This is a genomic window from Streptomyces sp. NBC_00286 (assembly GCF_036173125.1).
GTDB lineage: Bacteria > Actinomycetota > Actinomycetes > Streptomycetales > Streptomycetaceae > Streptomyces.
This window is the reverse complement of sequence record NZ_CP108054.1, coordinates 1,026,826-1,048,016: the sequence shown is the minus strand read 5'-3', so window position 1 is coordinate 1,048,016 and position 21,191 is coordinate 1,026,826. Positions and strand designations below refer to the sequence as shown.

At 70.0% G+C, this 21,191-nt stretch carries 12 protein-coding genes and 1 pseudogene; 9 read left to right on the top strand and 4 right to left on the bottom strand.

Annotation, left to right across the window (positions count from 1 at the left end):
• Positions 1-189 precede the first annotated feature (189 nt).
• The 6 genes and pseudogenes from OHT21_RS04910 to OHT21_RS04885 form a co-directional block, all read left to right on the top strand.
• Complete coding sequence (locus OHT21_RS04910; RefSeq protein WP_328766980.1) at positions 190-1,335, top strand: LacI family DNA-binding transcriptional regulator; 1,146 nt, start codon at positions 190-192, stop codon at positions 1,333-1,335.
• Positions 1,336-1,730: 395 nt separating this feature from the next.
• Entirely contained in the window at positions 1,731-3,113 is a 1,383-nt protein-coding gene (locus OHT21_RS04905) for an ABC transporter substrate-binding protein (RefSeq protein ID WP_328766978.1), read from the top strand.
• A 1-nt stretch (position 3,114) separates the two neighbouring features.
• The gene (locus OHT21_RS04900; RefSeq protein WP_443050315.1) at positions 3,115-4,041 is read left to right on the top strand and encodes a carbohydrate ABC transporter permease; all 927 of its coding nucleotides are present in this window, start codon (positions 3,115-3,117) and stop codon (positions 4,039-4,041) included.
• Positions 4,038-4,970, top strand: coding sequence for a carbohydrate ABC transporter permease (locus OHT21_RS04895; RefSeq protein ID WP_328766977.1), 933 nt, complete (start codon positions 4,038-4,040; stop codon positions 4,968-4,970). Before OHT21_RS04900 ends, OHT21_RS04895 begins: the two co-directional genes overlap by 4 nt.
• 28 nt (positions 4,971-4,998) lie before the next feature.
• Complete coding sequence (locus tag OHT21_RS04890; protein WP_328766976.1) at positions 4,999-7,149, top strand: beta-galactosidase; 2,151 nt, start codon at positions 4,999-5,001, stop codon at positions 7,147-7,149.
• A gap of 118 nt (positions 7,150-7,267) precedes the next feature.
• Positions 7,268-9,013, top strand: a pseudogene (locus OHT21_RS04885) (RICIN domain-containing protein); the annotation flags it as partial.
• 440 nt (positions 9,014-9,453) lie between these two features.
• Here OHT21_RS04885 and OHT21_RS04880 read toward each other — a convergent pair.
• Positions 9,454-10,086: a TetR/AcrR family transcriptional regulator gene (locus OHT21_RS04880; RefSeq protein ID WP_328766975.1), complete on the bottom strand. Its 633-nt coding sequence runs from the start codon at positions 10,084-10,086 to the stop codon at positions 9,454-9,456.
• A gap of 173 nt (positions 10,087-10,259) precedes the next feature.
• Here OHT21_RS04880 and OHT21_RS04875 point away from each other — a divergent pair, with 173 nt between their 5' ends.
• Together OHT21_RS04875 and OHT21_RS04870 are read left to right on the top strand one after the other, a co-directional pair.
• Positions 10,260-11,663: an MFS transporter gene (locus OHT21_RS04875; protein WP_328766974.1), complete on the top strand. Its 1,404-nt coding sequence runs from the start codon at positions 10,260-10,262 to the stop codon at positions 11,661-11,663.
• Entirely contained in the window at positions 11,660-12,883 is a 1,224-nt protein-coding gene (locus OHT21_RS04870; protein ID WP_328766973.1) for an FAD-dependent monooxygenase, read from the top strand. Before OHT21_RS04875 ends, OHT21_RS04870 begins: the two co-directional genes overlap by 4 nt.
• A gap of 43 nt (positions 12,884-12,926) precedes the next feature.
• Here the strand turns inward: OHT21_RS04870 and OHT21_RS04865 are convergent, their stop codons facing one another.
• The gene (locus OHT21_RS04865) at positions 12,927-13,937 is read right to left on the bottom strand and encodes a GlxA family transcriptional regulator (protein ID WP_328766972.1); all 1,011 of its coding nucleotides are present in this window, start codon (positions 13,935-13,937) and stop codon (positions 12,927-12,929) included.
• A 71-nt stretch (positions 13,938-14,008) separates the two neighbouring features.
• Here OHT21_RS04865 and OHT21_RS04860 point away from each other — a divergent pair, with 71 nt between their 5' ends.
• Entirely contained in the window at positions 14,009-15,403 is a 1,395-nt protein-coding gene (locus tag OHT21_RS04860) for an APC family permease (protein WP_328766971.1), read from the top strand.
• A 199-nt stretch (positions 15,404-15,602) separates the two neighbouring features.
• Here OHT21_RS04860 and OHT21_RS04855 read toward each other — a convergent pair whose 3' ends face one another.
• A complete protein-coding gene (locus OHT21_RS04855) occupies positions 15,603-16,511 on the bottom strand; it encodes an NAD-dependent epimerase/dehydratase family protein (RefSeq protein ID WP_328766970.1) in 909 nt (302 codons plus the stop codon).
• Between the two features lie 91 nt (positions 16,512-16,602).
• On the bottom strand, positions 16,603-21,159 hold the full coding sequence (locus tag OHT21_RS04850) for a hypothetical protein (RefSeq protein WP_328766969.1): 4,557 nt from the start codon (positions 21,157-21,159) through the stop codon (positions 16,603-16,605).
• Positions 21,160-21,191 lie beyond the last annotated feature (32 nt).

The window sequence follows — 21,191 nt, the reverse complement described above, 5'->3', positions numbered from 1 at the left end:
GGCAGCCCGCACTCGACCGCACCCGCGGTTGCCGCGATGTTGCGCGAAGTATTGACACGTTCTGTTCGACTGCGTAGATATGACACCGCAGTCATGACACCGCGGTCATACGGCCGGTCAGCCGGACCGGCCGCAAGACAACCGGCCATGACTGGCTAGGATTTGAGCCGCCGAGCAACGGGAGACGCAATGACGCGAGTGGGAGGACGGGGCGGAAGCCCCGCCGCGCCGCGCAGCGTGGACGTGGCCCGGAGAGCGGGCGTCTCGCAGAAGACGGTGTCGCGGGTCTTCAACGGTGAGCGGTATGTGTCCGACGAGGTACGCCGGCGCGTGCTCGAAGCCGCCGAGGAACTCGGCTACCGGATGAACAACGCGGCCCGGGCACTGGCCTCGGGGCGCTCCCGCACCATCGGCGTGGTCACGCTGGGAACCGCCCTGTTCGGGCCCGCCTCGCTGCTCATCGGCGTCGAGCGGGCCGCCCGGGACGCGGGTTATGCGATCCGGGTGGTCAACACGCTGGAGGGCGAGCCGGGAGGCGTCGCCCAGGCCGTGGAGTCACTGCTCGAGCAGGGCGTGGACGGCATCGTCGTATCCGAACCGATCGACGAGGGCTTGGTCTCGCTCAGTGTCGATGTGCCGGTCCTCGTCCTCGGCGCGCCCGCGGCGTTGGGCGGTTCACGCACGGTGGCTGCGGGGGTCGGCGCCGAGTCGCTGGCTCGGGCGGCCACCGAACACCTGCTGGACCTGGGTCATGTGACGGTTCATCACCTAGCCGGTCCGCAAGGGTGGTTCGCCGCCCGGGACCGTCTCGAGGGCTGGCGGGCGGCGTTGTCCGCACGCGGCAGGGAACAACCGTCCGTGATCGAGGGCGACTGGTCGGCCGAGTCCGGCTACGCGGCGGGCCGCGAATTCTCCTCCGCCGGTGACCTCACCGCGGTGTTCGCGGCCAACGACGACATGGCCATCGGTCTGATCCGCGCGCTGACGGAAGCCGGCCTGCGGGTGCCGGAGGACGTGAGCGTCGTCGGCTTCGACGACATCCCCATCGCTGCCTATGTCATCCCTCCGCTGACCACGATGCGCCAGCCCTTCGACGCCGTGGCGAAGGACGGGATCCGGCTCCTGGTGCAGGCCATCGAGAAACCGGACGCGGAGCCGGCACCGGCGCACGATCCGCCGGTCGAACTCGTCGTCCGCGCCTCGACCGCACCCCCGCCGACCCGCCCGCCGACCCGGAAGACCCCGGCACGCGGGCGACGTACGACTTCGGACTCCCGCTCGAGCGGCTCGGCACCGTTACCCGCGACCGGGGACGGACCGCCCATCACCAGCTGATCCGCCCGCCCTCCCCAACCAACTGATACGCCCGCGCACCACCAACTGACCCCGCATACATCGGCCCGGGCGGCACCCCCGCCCACGCCGGACAGCGAGCCGCCCTCGCTGACTATCCCTCAAAAAGCCTCCACAACAGTGGACTTCCGCAGTACGGCACGACGCAGTACGGCACGTAACGCGCACGCCGGCCGCATCAGCCCGCGCGACGCAGCCCCGACCATGGCGACCCCGATGCCCTGGTAACGACGTAACGACGTACCGGCGTACCGACGTACGCGCACACCCCACCACCCCCGTCTCACCCCATACGAAGCGCCCTCGCCAGGCGCTCCGTTCCTCTGCCCATTCGCTTGCCCTCTGCCCATTCGTCTGCCCTTCGGCGGGAGTTCACCATGCCCCGATCCATCGTTCCCACGTCCTCCATGAGCCGTCGGCGGTTCCTCGCCTCGACCGGCGCGGTGTCCCTCGGTGTCGCGCTCGCCGCGTGCAGCGGCGACAGTGACTCCGGCTCGTCCTCCGCCGAGCCGGTGAGCCAGGCCGAGATCGACAAGGCGATGAAGACGCCGACCGAGCTGACGTTCTGGACCTGGGTCCCGGAAATCCAGCAGGAGATCGCGCTCTTCGAGAAGAAGTACCCCGCGATCAAGGTCAAGGTCGTCAACGCCGGCCAGGGCGTCGCCCACTACACCAAGCTGCGTACCGCGCTGAAGGCAGGCAAGGGCGCACCGGACATGGTGCAGATCGAGTACCAGGCGATCCCCACCTTCACGATCACCAACAGCCTGCTGAACCTTGCCCCGTACGGCGCCACGGCACTCAAGGACCAGTTCGTCGACTGGACTTGGGGACAGGTCAGCGGACCCGGCGGCGAAGTCTGGGCGATGCCCCAGGACACCGGACCCATGGGGATGCTCTACCGCAAGGACATCTTCGACAGGCACGGCATCCAAGTGCCCGAGACCTGGGAGGAGTTCGCGGCCGCCGCTCGCAAGCTCCACAAGGCGGACCCGGACGTCTACCTGACCAATCTCGCGAGGAACGCACCCGCCGCCTGGCATGGCCTGTTGTGGCAGGCGGGCGGCAAGCCGTATGCGACCTCGGGCAAGAGCGATCTCTCCATCAGTGTCGACGACGCGGTCTCCAAGAAGCTCGGCGAGTACTGGGGCGGGCTCGCGAAGGAAGGCGTCATCAGCACCGACCCGGACTTCACCGACCCCTGGTACGCCGGGTTCAACAAGGGCAAGTACGCCACCTGGCTCACCGCGGCCTGGGGCCCGTCCTTCCTGTCCGGCTCGGCCAAGGTCACCTCGGGCAAGTGGCGGGCGGCGCCGCTGCCGCAGTGGGATGCCGCCAAGCCGGTCTCCGGCAACTGGGGCGGTTCCACGACCGCGGTCACCGCGGCCACCAAGAACAAGATCGCGGCGGCGCAGTTCGCGCAGTTCCTCAACAGCGACCCGGCGAGCGCCAAGATGTTCGCCACCGAGCAGTTCTTCTTCCCTGCGACCAAGGCCGTGCTCGCGGACGCGAGTTTCACCGGAGCCGCGCCCGAGTTCTACGGCGGTCAGAAGGTCAACCAGATCTTCGCCGACATCAGCGACACGGTCTCGCCCGAGTTCCAGTGGCCGCCGTTCTACGACCAGGCGGCGACCGACTGGACGGAGACCGTCGGCAAGTCCCTCGCGGACCAGTCCGACACCGTCGCCGCGCTCGGCACGTGGCAGTCCCGGCTCACGTCGTACGCCAAGAAACAGGGCTTCACCGTCAAGGGGGCCTGAGGTGGCTGCCACGACCGCGGCCTACGCCGGGAAGTCGCGCCGAGACGGACCGTCGCCGCGTCGCCGGTCCGTCTCGGCAGGCCCCCTGTTCGTAGCCCCGTTCCTGATCCTCTTCGTCCTGCTGTTCCTCGCCCCGCTCGGTTACGCCGCCTACCTGAGCCTCTTCCAGGAACAGCTCATCGGCGGCACGGTCTTCGTCGGTCTCGACAACTACGTCACCGCCCTCAAGGACCCGCAACTCCTGCACGGCGTCGGACGCGTGGCCCTGTTCTTCGTGATCCAGGTGCCGCTGATGCTGCTCCTGGCCCTGCTCTTCGCGCTCGCGCTGGACAGCGGCCTGCTGCGCCTGGCGCGCGTGATCCGGCTGGGCATCTTCGTGCCGTACGCGGTCCCGAGCGTCGTCGCCACCCTCATGTGGGGCTACCTCTACGGCCCGGACTTCGGCCCGTTCGCCCAGCTGAGCCGGAACCTGGATCTGCCGGCCCCGGCCTTCCTCAGCGAGGGCTGGATGCTGGGCAGCCTGGCGAACATCGTGACCTGGGAGTTCGTCGGCTACAACATGATCATCCTGTACGCGGCCCTGCGGACCATTCCGCATGACCTGTACGAGGCTGCCGCGATGGACGGCGCCGGCGCCTGGCGCATCGCCTGGTCGATCAAGCTCCCCGCCCTCCGGCCCGCCCTGCTCCTGACTCTGCTGTTCTCAGTGATCGGCAGCTTCCAGCTGTTCAACGAACCGAACCTGCTGATGAAGATCGCCCCCGACGTGATCAGCAGCTCCTACACCGCCAACCTCTACGCCTACTCCCTCGCCTTCACCGGCCAGCAGGTCAACTATGCGGCCACGGTGTCCTTCCTCCTGGGCCTGGTCATCGTCATCGCCTCCTACGCCGTGCTGCTCACCGCGAACCGAAGGAGGGACAAGTGACGACCACCATGCCGAAGGCGACGACCACACCGGCCGGTCCAACGGCCCCCACCGCATCCAAGCGGCGCCGGTCCGCGTCCCCCCGCCGCAGCACCCCGCTGACGATCGCCATGCTGGCGGCGCTCGCGTACTTCCTCCTCCCGCTGTTCTGGCTGCTGGTCGCCTCGACCAAGAGCACCCAGGACCTCTTCGACAGCTTCGGCCTGTGGTTCTCCCGCGCCCCGCAGCTGCTGGACAACATCGGTCACACCTTCACCCAGGACGACGGCGTCTTCGTCGACTGGCTGCTCAACACCGCCCTGTACGCCGTCGTCAGCGCGGTCGGCGCGGCGATGATCGCGGCCGCCGCCGGCTACGGCTTCGCCAAGTTCCGCTTCCGCGGCGACTGGGCCGCCTTCAACCTCGTACTCGGCGCCATCATGGTCCCGGCCACCGCACTGGCGATCCCGACCTACCTGCTGTTCGCCGAGGTCGGCCTGGTCAACACCCCCTGGGCGATCATCCTGCCCTCCCTCGTCAACCCCTTCGGCCTCTACCTCATGCGCGTCTACGCGGCCGACGCCATCCCGGACAGTCTCCTGGAGGCCGCCCGCATCGACGGGGCGGGGGAGGGGCGGATCTTCTTCCGGATCGCCCTCCGGCTGCTGGCGCCCGGCCTGGTGACCGTGCTGCTGTTCACGCTCGTGGCGACCTGGAACAACTACTTCCTGCCGCTGATCATGCTCAACGACCCGAACCTGTACCCCATCACGGTCGGCCTCTCCTCCTGGGCCGCCCAGGCGCAGAACGGCGGAGCCGGCGCAAGCAGCGACATGCTCCCGCTCGTCGTGACCGGTTCCCTGATCTCCATCGTGCCGCTCGTCATCGCCTTCCTCATGCTCCAGCGCTACTGGCAGAGCGGCCTGGCCACCGGCGGCGTCAAGCAGTAACTCCCCCTACATTCCAGGAGGTTGATTCATGGCGGATCTACCCGCCCGCGTCCTGTTCGGCGCCGCGTACTACCACGAGTACACGCCCGAGTACGACCCCGAACTGCGGCCCGACGAACGGCTCAAGACCGACCTCGGCCTGATGGCCGAGGCGAACTTCACCGTGATCCGGGTGGGCGAATCGGTCTGGTCGACCTGGGAGCCGGAGAATGGGCGCTTCGACCTCGACTGGCTCCAGCCGGTCCTCGACGGCGCCCACGAGCGCGGCATCTCCGTCATCATCGGCACGCCGACGTACGCCGTGCCGCCGTGGCTGGCCCGCCAGCACCCGGAGATCACCGGCGAGTACGCCACCGGACAGCGCCTCGGCTGGGGCGCCCGCCAGGAGATGGACTTCACCCACCCCGCGTTCCGCTTCCACGCCGAGCGCATCATCCGCAAGATCGTCGCCCGGTACGCCGACCACCCGGCGGTCATCGGCTGGCAGGTCGACAACGAGCCGGGCCTGCACCTCTTCCACAACCAGGGCGTCTTCCAGCGCTTCGTCGACCACCTGCGCGAGAGGTACGGGGACGTCGAGACCCTCAACCGCGAGTGGGGCCTGGTCTATTGGTCCCACCGGCTGTCGACGTGGGCGGACCTGTGGACGCCGGACGGCAACGTCCAGCCTCAATACGACGTCGCCTGGCGGGAGTTCCAGGCTCGACAGGTCACCGAGTTCATCGGCTGGCAGGCGGACATCGTGCGCGAGTACGTCCGCCCCGAGCAGTTCGTCACCACCTGCATCTCGTACACCCGCCAGGGAGTTGAGGACGACGAGCTGTCCGCGCGGCTCGACATCGCCTCCGGCAACCCGTACTACGCCATGCAGGACGGTCTCCTGCTCCCCGATCCCACGCCCGACGACCACGAGCAGATCTGGAAGACCACCGGCGTCTGGTCGATGTACCAGACGGCGGACTGGATGTTCTCCTCGCGCCAGGAGCCGTTCCTGGTCACCGAGACCAACGCGAGCTCCATCGGCTTCGCGTGGGACAACCGGCCCGCCTACGACGGCCAGTGGCGGCAGTCCGCGTGGGCGCATGTGGCGCGTGGGGCGCGGATGATCGAGTACTGGCAGTGGCAGACGCTGCGCTTCGGCGCCGAGACCTACTGGGGCGGCGTCCTTCCCCACAGTGGACAGCCAGGCCGCGCGTACGCCGAACTGGCCCGCTTGGGCGCCGAGTTCGAGGCGGCAGGGCCGCTCGTCGCCGGGCTCGAGCCGGACGCCGACATCACGATGGTGTACTCGACGCCGAGCAAGTGGCTGATGCAGAAGCACCCGCCGCTCGCGAAGGCCGACGGCGACCCGGACCCCGCCGCGTACCACCGCATCTTCGATCCCTTCTACCGCGGCGCCTTCGAGGCCGGCCGACAGGTGCGGATCGTGCACGCCCGGCAGCTGCACGACCCGCGCGGCGAACGGACGGGCCTGGCGCCGGAGGAGGCCGCAGTCCGTCACCCCGTGCTGGTCGTACCGGGGTTGTACATCGCCGCCGACGCCACCCTCGACTGGCTCGCCGCCTACGCCGACGCGGGCGGTCACCTGGTCCTCGGCCCGCGCACCGGATACGCCGACCACGAGGCGCGGGCCCGGCACGAGGCGGCGCCCGGCCGTCTGACCGAGGCAGCGGGCGTCACGTACGACGAGTTCAGCAACCTCGCGAGCGACCTCCCGGTCCGTCCGGTGTCCGGCAGCCCGCTCCGACTGCCTCCGGAGGCGACGGCGACCCGCTGGGCCGACGGCCTGACCGTCACCGACGCCGAGGTGCTGGCGGCGTACGACCACCCGCACTTCGGCCGCTGGCCCGCGATCACCACGCGTCGCCACGGCGGGGGACGCGTCACCTACGTCGGTACGGTCCCGGGCCGCGCCCTCGCCCGCGCGCTGGCGACCTGGCTGGCACCCTCCGCACGCCACGGCTGGCGGGCCCTGCCGGAATCCGTCACCGCGACGACCGGTACGTCCTCCGACGGGCGACGCGTCCACGTCGTCCACAACTGGAGCTGGGAGCCCGCCCGCGTCTCCGCCCCCGTGGCGTTGACCGACGTCCTGAACGGCACATCCGTCCCCGCGAACTCGCCGCTGGACCTCGGCGCCTGGGACGTACGCGTACTTGTTACGTCATCCAACTCCTGATCACCAACTCCCGATCCCACTCGACGGCACCACCATGATCATTTCCAATCCCCGAGGAGGGGCTGTGCAGAGAAGAAGACTTGGCAGAGCGACGGGAACGTTCGTCGCGGGTTCGGCGATGCTGGCGCTGACGATGAGCAGTGCGTACGCGTACAACCCGACGGGCGGGATCATCTACCAACTCGGCAATGAAGCCTGCCTCAAGGGCCGGGGCAACTGCGCGATCTACGTCAAGTCGGCGCAGTTGGAGAGCGGACGTCTCGTCGCGACGTTCGAGAAGGCCACGGTCGTAGAGGAGACGGGAAGCGCCGACGGCGAGACGATGCCGGTCTACAAGAGCGACGACTACGGAACCTCGTGGCAGCCGCTGTCGGAGGTCAAGGCTCCGGCGTACCTCTCCAAGGACCCCAAGTACGCGAAATACAAGAGCAATTGGGCGAGCCCGTTCTTCTACACGCTTCCGCAGGACGTCGGCAAACTGAAGAAGGGCACGCTGCTTCTCGCGACCATCGTGACGGGCGACGACCACTACTACCTCGAGAACAAGGCCGCCGACCCGAACTGGCTGCCGTCCAACGACGGAGACCGCAGCGACATGGCGCTCGCCCTGTACTCCAGCACGGACGAAGGGGAGTCCTGGAAGGCCCTCAACGTCATCGCGACGGGCGGCTGGCAGGGCGGCAGCGCGGGCGCGATCGGCAAGAACGTCGCCAAGGCGAACACGTACAATCAGGTCGATCCCCTCTGGGAGCCGTACCTGATGGTCCATGACGGCAAGCTCGTCTGCTACTACTCCGACGAGAACGACTACCTCGGCTACGACCCGGTCACCGGTGTGCCGAAGCTGGATCCGGACAACGACACCGCCCGGGACTCGCACGGCCAGATCCTCGTCCACAAGACCTGGAACGGCCGCAGCGCGGAGTGGAGCGAGCCCGTCGTCGATGTCGCGGGCCTGACGCAGGACATGGGCGGCGGCAAGACGCAGATCGGCGGCGGCCGGCCGGGCATGACGACCGTCGTCCCGACGACGGACGGCAAGTGGGTGCTCCCGTACGAGTATTGGGGCGGCGGTACCAACACCCGGTACGTGATCGCCGACGACCCGCTGAAGTTCTACCGCGGCTCCACGGACGCCCCCGTCACCTCACTGCCGGTGGACGCCGGTTCGCGCCGTCTCGCGGTGAACGGCAGCCCGGTCGTCATCAACCTCCCTGACGGGCGCCTGGTGTACAACGCCGCAGGCAGCGGCAACGTCTGGGTCAACGAGAGCGGACGCAGCGACGGCGTGTGGAAGGAGTACCAGACGAACGCGCCGGCGTCCTACAGCCGCACCCTGCAGTACGTCGAGGGCACCGGTCGTATCTCGATACTCAACCACCAGGGCACCTCGACGATCCGGTATTCCGAGGTCGATCAGGGCCGTTCGGAGGGCGCCTACTACCAGCTGGTGAACCGGAAGACCGGGCAGGTCATCGGCACCGGCGGCAAGACCAACGACGCCAACATCGGCAACGGGGACGTTCCCGACGTACGCCTGGAGGACGCCGGCTCGGCCGCGAACAAGGACACCCAGTACTGGCACGTGGTTGCCGCGCCGAAGGGCGGCACGACGCTGCTGAACAAGTCGGGTGGCCGCATGGCAGGCATCTGGACCGGGAACGCGACGGTCGGCCAGAGGATCGGCCAGTGGGTCGACAACAGCCCGACAGGCGTATGGAACCTCGTCAAGACCGCCGACGGGTACTACAAGTTCCAGGCCGCCAAGAATACGAACGTCTACCTGACCGGCACATCCGCCGGGGCGCCGCTGACCCTGCAGAACGCGGTCACGGACGGCTCGCAGGAGTGGCAGCTCGTCCAACAGGCCCCGGCGGCCGCGGACTTGACGAAGGACCGGCGCTCGAAGCGCCTGACGACGAGCACCGTCAGGGGGAACGCCACGGTGTCGCTGAACGCCGCCGCGTCGGATCCCGCGGGCACGGCCCTGCGCGCGAACACGACCGGCCGCGCGTATGCGTTCGCGGCGGACGGCAAGGTCACGGACCTCGGCCCGGTCTCCTTCGACGAGGGCCAGAAGGGCAGGGTGGCGCTCCCGGGGACGCTCGCCGCGGGTACGCAGGTCAAGATCGCCGTGGTGTTCGACGAGGGGCCGCTGATGTGGGACACGGCCAGGGTGCGGGGGAGTGCCTCCGGACGATGATCTGTCGGTGATCTGAAGGCCGTACGGATTTACCAGGACTTCACAGGGCTGAGGAGCGAGTTCGTCGCTCCTCAGCCCTGCGTGCTTCTTGTGACCTGCGGCTACCTGGTTCGGTACGCCCGCAGAAAGGTCCGTACTCCCTCGACGACGAGTGGCCGGACTCGGGGGTCTTCCACGGCATTCGCGGAACCGAGCCTGTCCAGCGCGACGCCGAAGGTCAGCGCGATGAACTGGTCGGCCGCCAGCCGGGGGTCGGGGACTTCGAGCAGCCGGGCCTCGGCGAGGGCGGCGAACCGCTCGGCGAGGGCCTCGTCGGGAGTGTCGGCCATGGAGTTGTAGCCCTGGTGCGGCAGGTTGCGGGATTCCGCCCGGACCAGTCGTTGCAGCGTCGCGTACTCCGTCGAGCCGAGCATGTCGGTCGCGATGCGCATCGAGAACATGACCAGGGCGTCCTCGAGTTCGGCGGCCTCGGTGAGGTTGGTGACGGTGTCGTCGAGGGTGCGCCGGACCGTGGTGATCATTTGCTGGCCGACGGCGTCGACGACGGCTTGCAGCAGCGTCTGCTTGTCGCCGAAGTAGTCGTAGACCGTCCGCTTGGACACCTCCGCCCGGGCAGCGATCGCATCGACGCTGGACCGGTCGAAGCCGTCGGCGAGGAACAGTTCCCGGGCTGCCGTGAGGATGGCGGCCCGCTTCCGCGCGGACCCCTCACGCAGTGTCTTCGTGGTCGGCATGGGCATATCCTAAGCGTTCTACACTGCACGGTGTAGTGTAGTACCGTCCATTGAGCACGAGGCCCAGCGCGCCCCGCGTGAATGGCCGCTGTGTCCGCGCCGGGCCCGGCAAGGCGGCAGCGCTACGCGTACGGCCGGCCCTTACTCGCCCGGCAATGACGGAAAGGACGTACATGACCACGACCGCGACTCTGGCTCCCCCGGTCCGCATGGGGAAAGCCGCTGTCTGGGCTCTCGGCTTACTGGCCATCTCCACCGGTGCCCTGGAATCGGTGGTGGCGCCGACGCTCCCGCTCCTGCAACGCGAGCTGGATATCAGTCCATCCACAGGGGCGCTGCTCAACATCGTGCTCGCCATCACCGGTGTGCTCGTCACTCCGCTCGCAGGCAAGCTCGGCGACCGCTACGGCGGAAAACGAATCCTGATCAGGCTGATGGCGGTGGTCTCGGTCGGTGGCCTGGTGTCCGCGGTGGCGCCGAACCTGCCCGTGCTGCTGCTCGGCCAGGTACTGCAGGGGGCGATGATAGGCGCACTGCCCCTGTCGTTCATCGTGGTGCGCAAACACCTCCCCGCGGGAGAGTCCAAGGTGGCCATCGGGCTGGTCAGCGGGATGTTCGTGGGGGGCTCGATGGTGGGGCTTCTGGCGGCCGGGCCCGTGGCGGAAGCGCTCTCCCGACACTGGATGTTCGCGCTGCCGACGTTCGCGGTCATCGGGTTCACCCTGCTGGTGAACAGGCTGATGCCGTCTGATCCGCCGGGCCGTTCGGACGGTGCCGGGATCGACTGGCCGGGCATGCTGCTCTTGAGCGGGATACTGCTCACGCTCATGCTCGCGCTCGCGGTGGCGCCCGACGCCGGCTCGCAGCCTCTCGTGCTCGGCGCGCTCATCGTGCTTCTGGCCGCCTTGGTGACCGGATGGGTAGCCGTCGAGCGTCGTGCGACCGCGCCGATGATCGATCTGCGCATGCTGGCACGGCCTGTGATCTGGAAGTCGTGTGTGCTGACGTTCGTGATCTGCCTCGGCACCGCGACGGGGGTCTTTCTCGTTCCGCAGCTGCTCGACGTGTCCGGCGACGGGTACGGTTTCGGGGCCAGCGCCACCGAGATCGGCTTCATCCTCCTGCCCGGCGCCGTGGTCGCGACGCTGGCCGGGCCGGCCGGTGGGTTCGGGGAGCAGCGTTTCGGCTCGCGTGCCGTGGTCGCTGCCGCGGTCGCCATCATGGCCACCGCCCTGTTCGCCCTGTCAGTCGCACACACCGAGGTCTGGCACATCGTCGTCGGCAAGGCGCTGATCGCGCTTGCCAACGGCCTGTGCGTTACGGCCATGGTGACCAGCATCGCGTCTTCCGTCGATGAAAGTGACACCGGCATCGCCACCAGCCTGATCCTGGTGACTCGCGTGTTGGGCTCCGCCATGGGCGGGATGCTCGGTGGCGTGCTCCTCACCTCGGGGACCCCTTCTGGGTCGGATGTCCCGGCCGAATCGGCCTTCGTCACGGGCTTCCTCATCGCCGGCGTCGTCGCGGTACTGGCCCTGCCTGTCGTCCGCACCATGAGCAAAGGAGCCAAGACATGACCCGCACCGATCAGTTGAGGGACATCCGTTCTACGCCCAGGCGCACGGTCCTGATATCCGGGGCCAGCATCGCGGGACCCGCCCTCGCGTACTGGCTGAACCGCTACGGATTCGCCGTCACGGTGGTCGAGAAGGCGGGCACCCTTCGCGACGGCGGCTACCCCATCGACGTACGCGGCACCGCACTCGAGGTCGTCCGCAGGATGGGCATCCTCCCGCGACTCCAGGACGCGCACATCGACCTACGCCGGCTGACCTTCCTCGACGGAGACGGCAGCGAGGTGGCCTCGGTCAACCCGCACACCGTCACCGGCGGAGTCGCGGGACAGGACCTGGAGGTACGGCGCGGGGACCTGACCAGCGCTCTTTACACGGCGGTCCGCGACGACGTGGAGTTCCTGTTCAACGACTCCATCGACACCCTCGACCAGCAGTCCGGCCACGGGGTCGACGTCACCTTCCGCGGGGGCGGCAGCCGTACGTTCGACATGGTGATCGGCGCGGACGGACTGCACTCACGCACCCGGGAGTTGGTGTTCGGCCCCGAGGAACAGTTCCACCGCTACCTCGGCTACTGCTTCGCCGTGTTCACCATGCGCAACACCCTCGGCCTCTCCCACGAGACCCTGATGTGGAACACCCCGGGCAGAGCCGCGGCCCTCTACGCCGTAGGGGATACCGACGAAGTACACGCCTTCCTCAACTTCGCCCACCCGCAACCGCCGTACGACGCATTCCGCAACCCGCAAGCCCAACGGGCCCTGGTCGCCAAGGTCTTCGCCGACGCGGGATGGCAGGTCCCCGGCATGCTCGCCGCCCTGCGCGACGCGGACGACCTGTTCTTCGACGCGGTCAGCCAGATCCGCATGCCCCGCTGGTCCAGCGGCAGGGTCGCGCTCGTGGGCGACGCCGCGTACGCACCCTCGTTCCTCACCGGACAGGGCACCAGCCTCGCGCTCGTCGGCGCGTACATGCTCGCCGGTTCCCTGGCCGACCGCGATCACACCACGGGCTTCGCTGCCTACGAACACACCACCCGCGAGTTCGTGACGATGAACCAGGGGCTGGTCGGCGAGGGCGACGCCACACTCTTCCCCACCACCGCCCACGCTCTGGAACAGCGCAACGACATGCTGCGCAACCTCAGCACCATGCCTTCCGCGGAGAGCCGCCCGGCCCACTCGGCGCTCACCCTGCCCGGGTTCATGTCGATGACATGACTCCACGTTCGGTGCCGTACGTGTGGTGTCTTGTCCGGCGTGCTCAACCGGCGCGCAACCCGGAAGCCGACGTGCCGCGTCGCTGTTGTGCCGCGCGGTGGCGGAAGACATGGCGGTACGTCTGCGGAGAGACACTGGTCAGCCGGCCGAAGTGGTACCGGAGGTTGGTGGCGCTGCCGAAGCCGGTGCGTTGCGCGATGCTCTCCACCGGGTCGTCGGTCGTTTCCAGCAACTCCTGGGCGAGCCGGACCCGTTCCTGCAGGATCCACTGCAGGGGCGTGTTGCCGAGTGCCTCGCGGAACCGGCGGGCGAAGGTGCGCTCGCTCAGCCCTGCCTCCCGGGCGAGCTGCGGCACCGTCAGCTGTTCGTGCAGGCGGCGGCGGGCCCACTCCAGGACGGGCGCGAGGGTGTCGCTCGTCTTGCGTACCCGGGCGGGCGGACGCGCGTACTGGGCCTGTCCGCCCTCGCGGTGCGGCGGTACGACCATGCGCCGGGCCACTTCGTTGGCGACCGCGGAGCCGAAGTCCTGGCGAACCAGGTGGAGGCAGAGATCGATGGCGGAACCGGTGCCGGCGGAGGTGAGGATGGTGCCGTCCTCGATGTAGAGGGAGGTCGGGTCGAACTCGACGTCGGGGAAGCGGTGGCTGAAGTCCATCGCGTTCATCCAGTGCGTCGTGGCCCGCCGCCCGTCGAGCAGTCCTGCTGCGGCCAGCACGTAGGCGCCGGAACAGATGGAGACGATGCGCCGGCCCAACTCGTGGGCTCTGCGCACCGCTTGCAGCAGGCCGGCAGGAGGATCGAGCTGCACGGCCCGGGAACATGCGGCCACGATCACCGTATCGGCCTCGGGTAGTTGGTCCAGGCCGTACGGGGTGGGCACGATGAGGCCGGTCGGTGTGCGCAGGGTGCCGGGCTGCGCGGCGCACAGCCGCATCTCGTACCAGGGATCGACCAGATCACTGCGGTCGATGCCGAACACCTCGCAAGGGACGGCCAGTTCGAAGGTGGGGGCGCCGTCGGTCACGGCGACGGCCACCACATGTCGTCGCTGCATGGCAGAAATTTAGCGCACCATGTCGTTTCTGCCGCTTGTGAGTGCTGATCATGCTCAGGAACCCTCTCTCTATGACCCCCGACACGAGCGAAACCAAGGCGAGCGAAACGAAGAAGAGCCGGCCGTCAGGCGGGCTCACCGCGATGCAGGGCACGGCGATGTACGTGGGCGCGGTCCTGGGCACCGGAGTCATCGCCCTGCCCGCGCTCGCCGCCGAGGCCGCCGGGCCCGCCTCGCTGCTCGCGTGGCTCGCGCTCGTACTGCTGTCGGCTCCGCTGGCGGCGACCTTCGCGGCGCTGGGCGCACGGCATCCGGACGCGGGCGGGGTGTCCCACTACGCGCGCCTGGCGTTCGGTGACCGTTCGGCGGCGGTGGTCGGCTGGTGCTTCTACCTCGCGGTGCCCCCGGGGGCGAGCGCCGCGGCCCTCTTCGGTGGCGCCTACGTGTCCGCGGCCCTCGGCGGCGGGCAGACGACTACCACGGTGACGGCGGCTGGGCTGATGGTGGTCGTCACCGCGTCCAACGCGGTGGGGGTGCGGGTGACCGGGCGGTTCCAGTTCGCCCTGGCCGTGCTGCTCGTCGCCCTGCTGCTGGTGGCGGTGGCCCTGTCGCTGCCGCACGCGAGCACCGACAATCTGCGGCCCTTCGCACCGCACGGCTGGACGGCGATCGCACCGGCGGCGGCCCTGCTGGTGTGGAGCTTCGCCGGCTGGGAGGCGATCACCCACCTGGCGGGCGAGTTCCGCTCCCCGAGCCGCGACCTGCCGCGGGCGACGACCGCCGCGGTCGTCATCGTCGGCGTGCTGTACCTGGCGGTTGCCTTCGCCGTCATTACGGTGCTGGGGCCGGACGCCGCCCGCGCCGAAGCGCCCCTCGGCGAGCTGATGGCCCAGGGCCTGGGAGGCAACGCCCGGCTGCTGGCCGCGATAGCGGCGCTGCTGCTCACCCTCGGAGCGATGAACGCCTACTTCGCGGGCGCCGCCAAGCTCGGCGCCGCCCTCGGCCGCGACGGGGCGCTGCCGGCCTGGCTCACCCGCGGTAGCACGGCCGGCGAGGTACCGCGCCGCAGCCTCGGCGTCATCTCCACACTCGCCCTGCTGTCACTGGCCACCGTGACCGCGACCGGCCTGGGTGCCCGCCCACTGGTGCTGCTGACCACGGGCTCGTTCGTCACGGTGTACGCCGTCGGCGTGGCCGCCGCGCTACGACTGCTCCCGAAACGGGGCAAGTCCCGTACGGCGGCACTCGTCGCCCTCGTCGCGGTGGTGATCATGCTCCTCATGTCGGGCCAGTACCTCCTCTGGCCACTCGTGGTCACCGGCGCCGCCCTGCTGTACCTCAGGCTCGGCGGCCGACGCTCCAGCCGGGCCACGTCCGCCGAGACGACACCGGATGGCGCGACTCCGGCCCTGGCCGCCGTCCCACCAGTTGACGCGTCTTCAGACCCCACAGGGAGAAGCACGTGACCGACAAGCCAATTGACCAGCGCATCCGTCAATGAGGGACCTGGCGGTTCGCCGAGTAGCGGTAGTTCCTCAACTACTCGGCGACTGCGGCCAGTGCTGCCGGTGCGTCGTGCCGTCACGGCGCGTCATGCCCTCAGGGGCCTGTGGCCGCGGCGCTGGCCGGGCGCAACCTGGTGTGCGGCTTTGCCCCGCACGTGTTTCAGTCGGTGCTCGACTGGTTGGCCTTCCATGCGCGGTAGTGCTGCTCGGGGTTGTCGGTGAACGAGGTGTGGCGGGGGCGCCAGCCGAGCAGGCGGTGGGCCTTCGCACTCGTGACGAGCTCGTCCTGGTCGGCGGCCATCTGCATCATCCCGCCGGCCTCCGCGGTCTCCATGGTGATCTCGCCGGTGTAGCCGGCCGCGCGCAGGGCGACGCGCTGCACGTCCAGGGCGGTCAGGCGCTGGTCGTCGGCGACGACGAACACCTCGCCGTCCACGGCGGCCGGGTTGTCGAGGATACGGACGTAGGCGTCGGCGAGGTCGTCGGCGTGGACCCAGCTCCAGCGCTTGGCGGTGTCGCCGTAGAAAACGGGTTTGCCTGCCTCGGCGGCGGCGAACCACTCGCCGGTCATGGAGGTGGTGGCGGGCCCTCCGTACATGAAACCGGGGCGGACCACAGTGTGCGCGAGGCCCCTGGCGGCCAGCTCCTTCTCCAGCGCGAAGCGGAAGCCGAGGGGACTTTCGGGGATGCCGGGCGTGTTCTCGTCCATCAGCGGCAGGCCGGTGCGGCCGTAGGAGGAGATGCCGGTGGTGAACACCAGGTGCCGACGGCGCGCGTCACGCTCCTGAGCGGCGACGAGTTCGGCGAACAGGCGCTGGTCGCCGCCGAAGGGGTCGCTCATCTCCATGAGCAGGTGAACGACCGCGTCCGTGCCGTCCAGGTGGCCGCGCCAGGTCTCGGGCTTGGTGAAGTCGCCCTTGACGGGCGTGACTTCGTTGATCGTGAGGTCCTGGGCGGCCTGGCCGCTGGTGTCGCGGGTCAGGCCGAGGACGCGGTGGCCGGCACGGGCCAGGGCGGCGGAGACGCGCCGGCCGGCATAGCCGGTGGCGCCGACGACGAGGATCTGCATGTTCGGTGCTCTGTGCTGTGTGTGGTGCGGTGTGTGTGCCGCGTGTGGTGTGCCCGCGGTCAGGCGGGGGCGGTGGTGAAGAAGACACGGCTCACCTTCTCGCCCAGGTCGCCCGGGCGAACTGTTCGTGCAGGGGGAGCGGGGAGATCAGGCGGCAGAACGGGCCGTACACCTCCTTGCCATGGGAGTCGGGGGCGCCGTACGAGGTGAGTTTGGCTGTCTCCAGGGGGGTGTGCGGGGCCTTGAGGTCGGTCCAAGGGCCGGGGACGAAGGCGGTGCGGCCCGCGCGGGGGCGCTTGGCGGTCTCGGTGAGGCCGGTTGCGGCGAGGGCGGACTGGGCGGCCTTGTGGCGGGCCGGGGACCAGGCGTTCCAGCGGCGGATGTTGCGGTCCGTGGGGTGGGCGAGGGTACGGAGCTGGAGGTAGAGGGCGGCGGCGTCCTCGTCGAGGGAGAGGGTGGTGGCGACCTCGCCGACCAGGGCCGGGACGCTGAGCAGGGGGTTGGCTTCGTACGAGCCGGGCGGCACCGGGGTGGTGGCGGCGCGCTGGACCATGCGGGCCAGGCCGCCGTCCGGGGTGTAGAGCTGGGTCGCGTCGGGGGTGGAGGCTCGGAGGAAGACCTGGCCGTGGGGGATGGTGACGACGAGGCTGCCGTTGTCGTACGCCGTCGGGAGCGTGTGACCGCCCGGCTGATAGGGCCGGCTGCGCAGGTGGAAACGGCCTTCGTACGGCTTGAAGTTCGGGTCCGTCGCCACGGACGCGGCGAGGTCTGGGCGGGGGGTGAGGGGGACCAGGTACGTCGGGGAGTCCAGCAGGGTGCGCAGGTCTTCGTACAGACCGGTGGCCCAGGCGACGGACGGGTCGCCCACGGGGCGTTCGGTGAGCGCCCAGACCAGGGCCGTCGCCGGGACCACGTGCGGCAGGTCGCCGGAGCTGATCCAGGAGCCGGTCGTGCCGTCGGACTCGTCGCGGTGCAGGGCGAAGTGGCCTGAGACGCTGCCCTCGACCAGCGCGAACCCCTTGTCCTGGGCGGGGATCGCGGCGCCCGTCGCGAGACGGTGAGCCCAGTCACCGGTGATGGCGAGGTCGGTCTCCAGGCCGTCGGCCAGGTCCTCGTCGACGTACGGGGTCCGCCCGACCAGGCCGTTCCAGGCATCCGCCATGCGCTCGGCGGCGGCGACCATACCGTCCTCCGTCCACAGGCCGGGCAACTCGGCGGGGTCGTCCGGCAGGCCCGCCGCGAGGACGGACACGCGGCCGGAGGACCCGAGGCGGTAGTCGCCGTAGGCCCAGACCAGGCTCTTGCTCGCGTTGTACGGCGCCGACCGCAGCAGCTTCTCGTACTCCTTCCCGGCGCCGTAGGGCAGGCCGCCCAGCGTCAGGGCGGCGATGGCCCGCCGTACGCCCGTACGGCGGGAGAACGCCTGCAGCGCGGCGGGGGAGAGGCGCAAGGGGCCCTGGGCCGCGAGGAGTTCGAGCAGTCGGGCAAGACGGGCGGAGTCGTCACGGGTGAGCGTGACGGTCCTGCACCCGGTCGCCTCCGCGGGTGCCGGGTCCGTGGCCCGCTGGACGAAGCGCTCCCCGGCGTCATCCCTGACACCCGGGTCGTCCGGTGGACCTGACGCGATCACCCAACCCTCCGCCCGGTGCGCTGCGAGTGCGGGCGCCGGTGCCTGCCCTGTGCGCCAACTGCTGCCACGCTCCGCGAAGGGCTGCTCGCGCCAGGTCTCCAGCAGGGCCAGCAGACAGGCCCGTTCGGAATCGGCGGTCGTGGACATGAGCGCTCGCCATGCCACCGCGTCGATCCAGCCGAGCAGCACGGTCCAGTCGAGGGGCCGGGCCGGAGGCGCGAGTCGGCGGGTCTCGTCGTCGATCTCGCCGCGCAGATGGCGGCCGTCGGCGGCCAGAGCGGTGAGCATGGCGGGCCGCGGCTGCGGCCTGGGGGCCTTGTAGTGCCCGGGTTCGTCCCGCAGGCCGCGCAGTGCGACGGTCAACTCCGTGTCGGGTACGGGGTTCTTCAGCGTGACCGCGGGTCCGGACCGCATGATGCTCACGCGCCGGGAGAGTTCCTCGCGGCGGCGCCGCACGTCGGCGGCCAGGCGGATCGCGCGCAGCACGCCTTCACGGAGGTCAGAGTCCGTCAACTCCGGTATTAGCTCCGGCAGTACGTCGGTGAGGCCGGCCTGCGAGTCGAGGAGACTGCGTACGGTCTCGTCGTCGACCGCACGCAGCGCCGCCGAGGCCGCCGGGTCCCGGGGGACGAGGAAGTGCCAGTACGCGGGCGGAGGGAACGGCATGGGTCCGGCGGCGGCCGACGGCTTGTGCCACGGGTGCTTGGGGTCCGGGAAACCGCGGGCCTCCCACAGCAGCGAACCGTCCTCGACCGCGACGCACCGGACGTTGATCTGCTCCGCCAGCACGCCGTCCTCGCCGCCCTCGGGCAGCCGCAGGATGCCCCACGGATCCTGGCCCTGCCGGGAGACCCGGTAGGTCGCCTCGCGTCCGTCGATTCCCTCCAGGATGAAGCGGTCGGGTGCGTTGTTCCGGTACTTCGTACGGAACAGCACCCGGAAGCCGACCAGGGAACCGGCCTGTCCCAGCGGGGACTCGGGGGCGCCCGGCGGCATGGGGGCCAGGGAAAGGGTTTCCTTGAAGACCGCCGTGCCCGGGGGCAGGGTGCCCGTGCCGGGGAAGTCCGGCAGGGTGGCGTCCTCGGTGCGGGCGCCGGTGGCCGGGTCGACGCGGGCCCAGCCGTCCCCATACACCCTCGCGCTCCATACCCGCTTGCCGTCCGACATCTGCAGTTCGTGGTTGTCGATGCCCTCGCGGCCGCCGGGGCGCAGCACCCGCTCGCCGTCGTGCCGGCCGTCACCGTCGGCGGTCTCGAACTGGAAGCCGAGGGCACCGTCGATGGAGCCGCCGTACGGCACCATGCCGCTGGCGTTCTCCGGCTCGAAGACCTCGTTGGGGGCGTCCGCCCAGAACGCGCGGTCACTGAAATAGCGTTGTGCGTCCGTCGTCCAGCCGACCAGGAACTTCCCGCCCACGTAGTGCACGGTGTGCAGGGTCGCGTCGTCCGGGATGCGGAAGGTGCAGGAGGCGCGGCGACCGGCGTGGTCGACGGCGATGGCCCGGTCGTGGGAGTACAGCGTCAGCACGGGCCAGGTGCAGGTGACGGCCGTGATCTCGGCGAGGGGCAGCTCGGTGAGGGCGTCCTCCAGTGCGGGCCAGGCCAGCTCCTCCGGCAGCCCGGCCCGCAGGGCGCGGGTCAACGGGCCGGTCAGGTCGAGGGCGGTGAGGGCCTCCTCGATGCCGTCCAGCGCGGTGGCGGTGGGGCGGTCGAGGAGGGTGGCGAGCTCGTCGACCGCCTCTTGCGCGGCGCCGAGCCCGCCGCCGCGCAGCGCGTCGAGCAGGCTGTTGATCCGGGTCAGGACTTCGGCGGCGATGCCCTCGTTGCCCGGCAGCCGGGTGATCGCCGTACCGCCTCCACGCGGGCCCCAATGCGGGCTGTGCAGGCCCTCGTGAACCGTGCCCTCCAAGCGGCGGCCGAAGACCGGATGCGCGGCCACCGCCTTCAGATCACGGCGCGAGTCGTCGCCCCAGAACCGCAGCATTACCGTCTCGCCCGGGTCGTGCACCTCGATGCCCTCGGCCAGGCAGGCGTCCAGCAGATCAGCGTCGATATCGGTGTGGCGCCGCCACTTGGTCTCGTGCAGCCGCACCGGCTCGCCCGCCGCGCGCAGGCGCGGGGCGAACAGCGCCAGCAGTTCGAACAGTTCGGGCGGCATGGGCTGACGGGAGATACCACCGTACGGAACCTGTTGGTACGCGTACTCCCGGGTGAACCGGCTCAGCCAGGCGGGCAGCCCGCCCTCCGGGGTGATGCGCCCCGCCGCCACCGACTCGGCCGCTCCGCAGCGCAGCAGCAGACGCACCCAGGGGGCGCCGTCCGCACGCGTCGGCGGGAACAGGTCCACCAGCACCGCGTTCACCGCGTCACCCTGCGGATGCTCCGCCAGTACGACAGCCGCCGCGTCCAGCAGGGCGCTCGGCACCGCCTTGCCGCGTGCCCCGCGCAGCGCCACACCCAGCAGCCGGGCCTCCTCGTCCGTGCCCAGCCCCGCGGCCCGGGCGGAGGCACGGATCAGCTTGGCCAGGTCGGCGGGGAGGTCACCGGGGGAGGCCGCCCAGGCCTCCAGCAGCCGTACGAGCTCCTGGTGCGCCCGCTCCGGCGGCAGCGTCGCCGCCAGCCGGCGCTGCTGCGCCGTCAACTCCTTGGCGGGCAGCGCACCGGCCCGCGCGAACAGCAGCGCGTTCTCCCTGAGCCGGTCCATGTCCACGGGCAGCGCATGGTCCTGCTCGGCCTTCCGGGCGAGGGCGTACGCGCGGCTCGCCTGCTTGGGGAACGACAAGCTCATGCGGTGGGCGAGGGAGTCCCAGAACGGTGGCAGGTGCGCCGGAGGCAACCGCCGTGCCCGCCAGGTCATGTCGTCCAGAAACCGTCCCGGCTTCTCGTACGCCCGCAGCAGGCCCGATTCGACCACCTCCATCAACTCGCGCGCGGCCGGCTCGGCGCCCGCGTCGTGGACGAGGACCCAGTCGACGTACGGCGCAAGGGAGTTGGGCGTTGGAGGCAGCGTGACGGTCATGCGGAAGATCCTGACACGCGCCACTGACAGTC

Bases quoted from the DNA above. Each gene is read 5' to 3' on its own strand.
- OHT21_RS04910 (WP_328766980.1), top strand. From the start codon at position 190: ATGACGCGAGTGGGAGGACGGGGCGGAAGCCCCGCCGCGCCGCGCAGC.
- OHT21_RS04905 (WP_328766978.1), top strand. From the start codon at position 1,731: ATGCCCCGATCCATCGTTCCCACGTCCTCCATGAGCCGTCGGCGGTTC.
- OHT21_RS04890 (WP_328766976.1), top strand. From the start codon at position 4,999: ATGGCGGATCTACCCGCCCGCGTCCTGTTCGGCGCCGCGTACTACCAC.
- OHT21_RS04880 (WP_328766975.1), bottom strand. From the start codon at position 10,086: ATGCCGACCACGAAGACACTGCGTGAGGGGTCCGCGCGGAAGCGGGCC.
- OHT21_RS04875 (WP_328766974.1), top strand. From the start codon at position 10,260: ATGACCACGACCGCGACTCTGGCTCCCCCGGTCCGCATGGGGAAAGCC.
- OHT21_RS04870 (WP_328766973.1), top strand. From the start codon at position 11,660: ATGACCCGCACCGATCAGTTGAGGGACATCCGTTCTACGCCCAGGCGC.
- OHT21_RS04865 (WP_328766972.1), bottom strand. From the start codon at position 13,937: ATGCAGCGACGACATGTGGTGGCCGTCGCCGTGACCGACGGCGCCCCC.
- OHT21_RS04860 (WP_328766971.1), top strand. From the start codon at position 14,009: ATGACCCCCGACACGAGCGAAACCAAGGCGAGCGAAACGAAGAAGAGC.
- OHT21_RS04855 (WP_328766970.1), bottom strand. From the start codon at position 16,511: ATGCAGATCCTCGTCGTCGGCGCCACCGGCTATGCCGGCCGGCGCGTC.
- OHT21_RS04850 (WP_328766969.1), bottom strand. From the start codon at position 21,159: ATGACCGTCACGCTGCCTCCAACGCCCAACTCCCTTGCGCCGTACGTC.